The sequence below is a fragment of the Burkholderia sp. BE12 genome (genome assembly GCF_002959955.1).
Classification (GTDB): domain Bacteria; phylum Pseudomonadota; class Gammaproteobacteria; order Burkholderiales; family Burkholderiaceae; genus Burkholderia.
In genome coordinates, this window is sequence record NZ_PREY01000037.1 from 62,077 (window position 1) to 69,048 (window position 6,972).

Genomic DNA, 6,972 nt, shown 5'->3' on the forward strand with positions numbered 1-6,972 from the left:
CATGAAACCGACTGTCTGGCATCACCTGAGGCTGTGTCCGCACGGCCATCCCGACGAGACGATCGACGACGCGGCGATCGCCGTCGACGAAACCGGCGCGATCGCGTGGCTCGGCGCGTTGTCCGCGCTGCCGCACGGCTATGCGCACTGGCGGCGCGAGGACCTGCACGGCGCGTGGGTGACGCCGGGCCTCGTCGATTGTCATACGCACCTCGTGTACGGCGGCACGCGTGCCGACGAGTTCGCGCAGCGCCTCGCCGGCGTCAGCTACGAGGAAATCGCGCGGCAGGGCGGCGGGATCGTGTCGACGGTGCGCGCGACGCGCGCGGCCGACGAGACGACGCTGTTCGTGCAGGCCGCCGCACGACTGCAGCCGCTGCTCGCCGAAGGCGTGACCGCGATCGAGATCAAGTCGGGCTACGGGCTCGACCTCGCGAGCGAGCGCAAGATGCTGCGCGTCGCGCGTCAGCTCGGCGAGCGCTTCCCGGTCACGGTCTATACGACCTTCCTCGGCGCGCATGCGCTGCCGCCCGAATATGCGGGGCGCGCCGACGCGTACATCGACGAAGTATGCGACCGGATGCTGCCGACGCTGGCCGATGAAGGGCTCGTCGACGCGGTCGACGTGTTCTGCGAACGCATCGGCTTCTCGCTCGCGCAGACCGAGCGCGTGTTCGAGGCCGCGACGCGGCGCGGGTTGCCGGTGAAGCTGCATGCGGAGCAACTGTCGAATGCGGGCGGGACGGCGCTCGCCGCGCGTTACCGCGCGCTGTCCGCCGACCATCTCGAATTTCTCGACGAAGCCGGCATCGAGGCGATGAAGGCGGCCGGCACGGTCGCCGTGCTGCTGCCGGGCGCGTACTACTTCATCCGCGAAACGCAACTGCCGCCGATCGAGCTGCTGCGCAAGCACGGCGTGCCGATCGCACTCGCGACCGATCACAACCCCGGCACGTCGCCGCTCGAATCGCTGCTGCTGACGCTGAACATGGGCTGCACGCTGTTCCGCATGACGGTGCCCGAGGTGCTGCAGGGCGTCACGCGCCATGCGGCCGCGGCGCTTGGCCGCGCGGATCGCCACGGCGCGCTCGAGGTCGGTCGCCAGGCCGATTTCGCCGTCTGGTCGGTTGGCTCGCTGGCCGAGCTGGCGTACTGGATCGGCCGGCCGCTGTGCGAGCAGGTCGTACGCGGCGGCACGACCGTGTTTCGCCGGATGAACGGATAAGTTTCGCGACGGATCGGGCCGGGCCGTGACGGCCCCGGTCCGGCCGACGCTTTGCATGGGACCGGACCCGGCGCGCGACCGCGCCGTCCGGTCGATCGCCGCGAGGCAGGCGCTGGGCGCGACGCGCGCGCCTGCCGGCCGCGGCACCGGGCCGGACGAGACGCTGACGCGCTCGATCCGGTCGATGAGGACTCGCCATGACCGATACCCTGTTGTTCGCGGACCATGCCTACCTGCCCGATGGCTGGCGCCGCAACGTGCTGCTGCGCTGGGACGCAACCGGCACGCTGACCGACGTGACGCCCGACACCGCTGCACCGGCAGGTGTCGCGCGCGCGGCCGGGCCGGTGCTGCCCGGCATGCCGAACCTGCATTCGCACGCGTTCCAGCGCGCGATGGCGGGACTCACCGAATACCGCGCGAATCCCGCCGACAGCTTCTGGAGCTGGCGCGACCTGATGTACCGCTTCGCGCTGAAGATCACGCCCGACGCGCTCGCGGCGATTGCACGCTGGCTGTATGTCGAGATGCTCAAGTGCGGCTACACGTCGGTGTGCGAATTCCACTACGTGCATCACGCGCAGGACGGCTCGCGCTATCCCCGGATCGCTGAGCTCGGCACGCGCGTGGTCGATGCCGCGCGCGCGGCCGGCATCGGCATCACGATGCTGCCCGTGTCCTACCAGTTCGCCGGCTTCGGCAACAAGCCGCCGCGCGACGACCAGCGCCGCTTCATCAACACGCCCGACGGCGTGCTCGAACTGCTCGACGCGATGCGTCGCGCGGCACCCGAGCACGGCGGGCTGCGCTACGGCGTCGCGCCGCACTCGCTGCGCGCGGTGTCCGAAAACGGGCTGCGCGTGCTGCTCGAAGGGCTGCCCGACGATGCGCCGGTGCACATCCACATCGCCGAGCAGACGGCCGAAGTCGACGACTGCGTTCGTGCCTACGGCGCACGCCCCGTACAATGGCTGCTCGATCGCTTCGACGTCGATGCGCGCTGGTGTCTCGTGCACGCGACGCACGTCGACGCGGCCGAGACGGCGGCGCTCGCGAAGCGTCGCGCGGTCGCGGGCCTGTGCTTGACGACCGAAGCGAACCTCGGCGACGGCGTGTTTCCGGCCGTCGACTATCTCGCGCAGGGCGGCGTGATCGGCATCGGCTCGGACAGCCACGCGTCGGTCGAGTGGCGCTCGGAGCTGCGCCTGCTCGAATACGGGCAGCGGCTCGTGCACCGTGCGCGCAACGTGCTGGCGAGCGAGTCGCAGGCGCACGTCGCCGATCGCCTGTTCGACGCGTCGCTCGCCGGCGGCGCGCAGGCGAGCGGGCGACGCATCGGCGCGCTGCGCGCAGGCTGCCGCGCCGACTGGCTCGTGCTCGATCCCGATCATCCGGCGATCGCCGAGCACGGCAGCGCGGCATGGCTGTCGGGCATCGTGTTCGCCGAGCACGGCGAGACGCCGGTGCTCGACGTCTACACGGGCGGCGAGCGCGTCGTGAGCGGCCGCCGCCATCGCGACGAAGCCGCCGCGTATGCCGATTACCGCGCCGCGCTGGCGCAACTGCTGCGCTGACGCGCGGCGACCGGCGCACGCTTCATGCGTGCGCCGGCAGACTCTTACGGTGATGCGACATGACTGAACAACCGGCTGTATTCACGCTGAAGCAGGGCACGCTGCCGCTGCTGATCTCGATTCCTCACGCAGGCACGCACATCCCCGACGACATCGCCGCGACGATGACGCCCGACGCGCGCTTCGTCGACGATTGCGACTGGCATCTCGAGCGGCTGTACGGCTTCGCGGCCGATCTCGGCGCATCGATCCTCGTGCCGTCGCACGCGCGTTACGTCGTCGACCTGAACCGTCCGCCCGACAACGAGAACCTGTATCCGGGGCAGGACACGACGGGGCTCGTGCCGGTCGATACGTTCGACAAGGCGCCGCTTTATCCGGCGAACGCGCTGCCCGGCAACGACGAGATCATGCGTCGCCGCGACCGTTACTGGCTGCCGTATCACGACGCGCTGCAACGCGAGATCGCGCGCCTGAAGGGCGAACACGGCCGCGTGCTTGTGTGGGAAGCGCATTCGATCCGCTCGCACGTGCCGCGTTTCTTCGACGGCCGCCTGCCGGATTTCAACTTCGGCACGTCGAGCGGCGCGAGTGCTGCGCCCGGCCTCGCGGAGGCGCTGGCTGCGCGCGTGCTCGCGCATGGCGGTTATATGGCCGTCGCGAACGGGCGCTTCAAGGGCGGCTACATCACGCGTCACTATGGCGTGCCCGACACTGGTGTCGAGGCCGTGCAGCTTGAACTGTCGCAAATCACGTACATGGAAGAGACGCGTCCGTACGCGTACGACGAAGCGCGTGCAGCGCGGATCGTGCCGCTGCTGCAGGCGCTCGTCGAAACCGCGCTCGCGCATCGTTGAGCACGGGCCGCTGCCATGCGGCAGCGCGGCGCGGCGGCGCGTCACGCCCCGTCGACACGTAGCAGGCAAGCCGGTGCAGCGCACAAAAACGGCATCGATCCCGCGCGGGTCGATGCCGTTTTTTTCGTCTGATCGATGTCGTCATCGGCACCTGAAAATTTGACGCAATTTTTAAGTGATATAAGCTGAATGTCAGGAAGTCGTCACGCGCGTGCCGGCGGCGAGGCCATCGACGATGGCCGGCCTGCACCGGAATCCGCCGCGAGACGTCTTGCTCACGTGCCGCCACGCGGCATTGCGACACGTGTCCTGTCTTCATCAGTCAGTCGAGTACGATCGTGAAAGCCGCCAGCCCTTCGATACGCCGGACGCGAAGTCCGTCGGCGGGCGCGCCGCCTCAGGCCGGGCCGAACCGGCATGCTGATCGCGGCACGCGCGCCGCCCCGTTACGCGAGCCTCGCTTCTTCGCCATTTCCCATCGCGGCCCGCGCTGCTTCAATCTCGTGACCGCGCACGTGTTCAGCGCGGTGCAGTGCGACGGCAGCGCATCGTTGTTGCCCTAGCGCCCCTTTCCGCTTCCGTCCCGGACCGCACCGCCTGTTGCCGCGGCGTTCGCGCGGCAGGCTCGCGCATGCGCTGGCGTTTGCGCGTGCGTTGCGCGATGGCGCGCGCGTGCAGCGCACCCGAGAACCTGCATCGTTGTGCGCGCAAGCGTGTCGCGCGCCATCACCGGAGAGACGCCGATGCGTGCGCGACCGATCGTAGCCGTGACCGCCGACCGCATCCTGCGCGGTGCGCATCCGAACCACACGGCGGGCGAGAAGTACCTCGCCGCCGTCGTCGACGGCGCCGGCGCGCTGGCGTTCGTGCTGCCCGCGCTCGGCGTGCGGCAGCCGGCCGACGCGATCGCCGGGGCCATCGACGGGCTGCTGTTGACGGGCAGCTATTCGAACGTGGAGCCGCATCATTACGGCGGCGCCGCGAGCGCGCCCGACATGCTGCACGATCCGGCGCGCGATGCGACCGCGTTGCCGCTGATCCGCGCGGCGATCGGCGCGGGCGTGCCCGTGCTCGCGATCTGCCGCGGCATGCAGGAGCTGAACGTCGCCTATGGCGGCACGCTGCATCAGCGGCTGCATGCGACGACCGGCTTCGACGACCATCGCGAACGACCGGACGATCCGCTCGAACGGCAGTACGGTCCCGCGCACGTCGTGCAGCTCGCACCCGGCGGCCTGCTGCAGCGGGTCGCGCACGGCGCGCACGAGGCGACCGTCAATTCGCTGCACGACCAGGGCATCGCGCACCTGGGCGCGGGGCTCGCGATCGAAGCGAGCGCGCCCGACGGACTGGTCGAGGCCGTCAGCGTGCGTGGCGCGCGTGCATTCGCGCTGGGCGTGCAGTGGCATCCCGAGTGGCGCTACGCGGAGCAGCCGCTGTCGCGCGACATCTTCGCGGCATTCGGCGCGGCGTGCCGCGCGCACATGACCCGCCGCATTCATGCGGCCGGCGGCACGACGCCGTCGCCGGCCGCATCCGACATCGACTGAACGAGGCCGATCATGCAACCCGAACTGAGCGAATTCCTGCGACAGCACCGCATCACCGAAGTCGAGGCGATCATTCCCGACATGGCGGGCATCGCGCGCGGCAAGATCATTCCGCGCAACAAATTCGAGTCCGGCGAATCGATGCGCCTGCCGCAGGCCGTGATGGTGCAGACCGTCACCGGCGACTATCCGGAGGACGGCACGCTGACCGGCGTGACCGATCCCGACATGGTGTGCGTGCCGGATCCGTCGACGATCTGCCTGATCCCGTGGGCGGTCGATCCGACCGCGCAGGTGATCCACGATTGCGTGCATTTCGACGGCTCGCCGGTCGAGATCTCGCCGCGTTACGTGCTGCGCCGCGTGCTCGACCTGTACGAGGCGAAGGGCTGGAAGCCCGTGGTCGCGCCCGAACTGGAGTTCTATCTGGTCGACATGAACGCCGATCCCGACTTGCCGTTGCGCCCGCCCGTCGGTCGAACGGGGCGGGCGGAAACCGGCCGCCAGTCGTATTCGATCGAGGCCGTCAACGAGTTCGATCCGCTGTTCGAGGACATCTACGAATACTGCGAAATGCAGGGCCTCGATATCGAGACGCTGATTCATGAAGTGGGCGCCGCGCAGATGGAGATCAACTTCGTGCATGGCGACGCGCTGCCGCTGGCCGACCAGGTGTTCCTGTTCAAGCGCACGGTGCGGGAGGCCGCGCTGCGCCACAACATGTATGCGACGTTCATGGCCAAGCCGATGGAAAACGAGCCGGGTTCCGCGATGCACATTCATCAGAGCCTCGCGGATATGCGCACCGGGCGCAATCTGTTCGCCGACGAAAACGGCGCCGTGTCGCCGCTGTTCCACAGCTATCTGGCGGGGCTGCAGAAGTACACGCCGGCGCTGATGCCGATCTTCGCGCCGTACATCAATTCGTACCGCCGCCTGTCGCGCTTCATGGCCGCGCCGATCAACGTGCAGTGGGGCTACGACAACCGTACGGTCGGGTTCCGGATTCCCCAGTCGACGCCGGTCGCGCGGCGCATCGAGAACCGGATTCCGGGCGTCGACTGCAACCCGTACCTCGCGTTGGCGGCGACGCTCGCCGCCGGCTATCTCGGCATGACGCAACAACTCGCGCCGACCGAGCCGATCGCATCCGACGGCTACGACTTGCCGTACCAACTGCCGCGCAACCTCGAGGAAGGTATCTCGCTGATGGCCGCGTGCGAGCCGCTCGCCGGCATTCTCGGCGACAAGTTCGTGAAGGCCTACCTCGCGTTGAAGGAGACCGAATACGAAGCGTTCTTCCGCGTGATCAGCTCGTGGGAACGCAGGCATTTGCTGCTGCACGTGTGAGCGTGCGGCGCTGTTTGACGGAGAAAACATGACCGATCGAAACGAAGCTTTTTCGCCGCACTCGACCGCCGATTTTCGCGCGCTCGACGCCGCGCACCACATCCATCCGTTCTCGGACATGGGCGCGCTCAATCGCGCGGGCAGCCGCGTGATCGTCAAGGCCGACGGCGTCTACCTGTGGGACTCGGACGGCAACAAGGTGATCGACGGGATGGCCGGCCTCTGGTGCGTGAACGTCGGCTACGGCCGCAAGGAACTCGCCGACGCCGCGTATCGCCAGCTGCAGGAACTGCCGTTCTACAACACGTTCTTCAAGACCACGCATCCGCCGGTGATCGAACTCTCCGCGATGCTCGCGGAAGTGACGCCCGCCGGCTTCAACCACTTCTTCTATTGCAACAGCGGCTCGGAAGGCA

At 68.6% G+C, this 6,972-nt stretch carries 6 protein-coding genes; all 6 read left to right on the plus strand.

From position 1 onward, the window contains the following. Position 1 precedes the first annotated feature (1 nt). On the plus strand, positions 2 to 1,225 hold the full coding sequence (gene hutI / locus C4B30_RS30050; RefSeq protein WP_027784909.1) for an imidazolonepropionase: 1,224 nt from the start codon (positions 2 to 4) through the stop codon (positions 1,223 to 1,225). A 197-nt stretch (positions 1,226 to 1,422) separates the two neighbouring features. After that, positions 1,423 to 2,799, plus strand: coding sequence for a formimidoylglutamate deiminase (locus C4B30_RS30055; protein ID WP_027784908.1), 1,377 nt, complete (start codon positions 1,423 to 1,425; stop codon positions 2,797 to 2,799). A 59-nt stretch (positions 2,800 to 2,858) separates the two neighbouring features. Further along, positions 2,859 to 3,656 carry an N-formylglutamate deformylase gene (gene hutG / locus C4B30_RS30060; RefSeq protein WP_027784907.1) on the plus strand — a complete coding sequence of 266 codons (798 nt, stop codon included), beginning with the start codon at positions 2,859 to 2,861 and terminating at the stop codon, positions 3,654 to 3,656. 743 nt (positions 3,657 to 4,399) lie between these two features. Further along, positions 4,400 to 5,206, plus strand: coding sequence for a gamma-glutamyl-gamma-aminobutyrate hydrolase family protein (locus tag C4B30_RS30070; protein ID WP_027784906.1), 807 nt, complete (start codon positions 4,400 to 4,402; stop codon positions 5,204 to 5,206). A gap of 12 nt (positions 5,207 to 5,218) precedes the next feature. After that, entirely contained in the window at positions 5,219 to 6,556 is a 1,338-nt protein-coding gene (locus C4B30_RS30075; protein ID WP_027784905.1) for a glutamine synthetase family protein, read from the plus strand. 28 nt (positions 6,557 to 6,584) lie between these two features. Further along, the coding region (locus C4B30_RS30080; RefSeq protein ID WP_158683550.1) for an aminotransferase class III-fold pyridoxal phosphate-dependent enzyme at positions 6,585 to 6,972 on the plus strand (388 nt) is incomplete at its 3' end.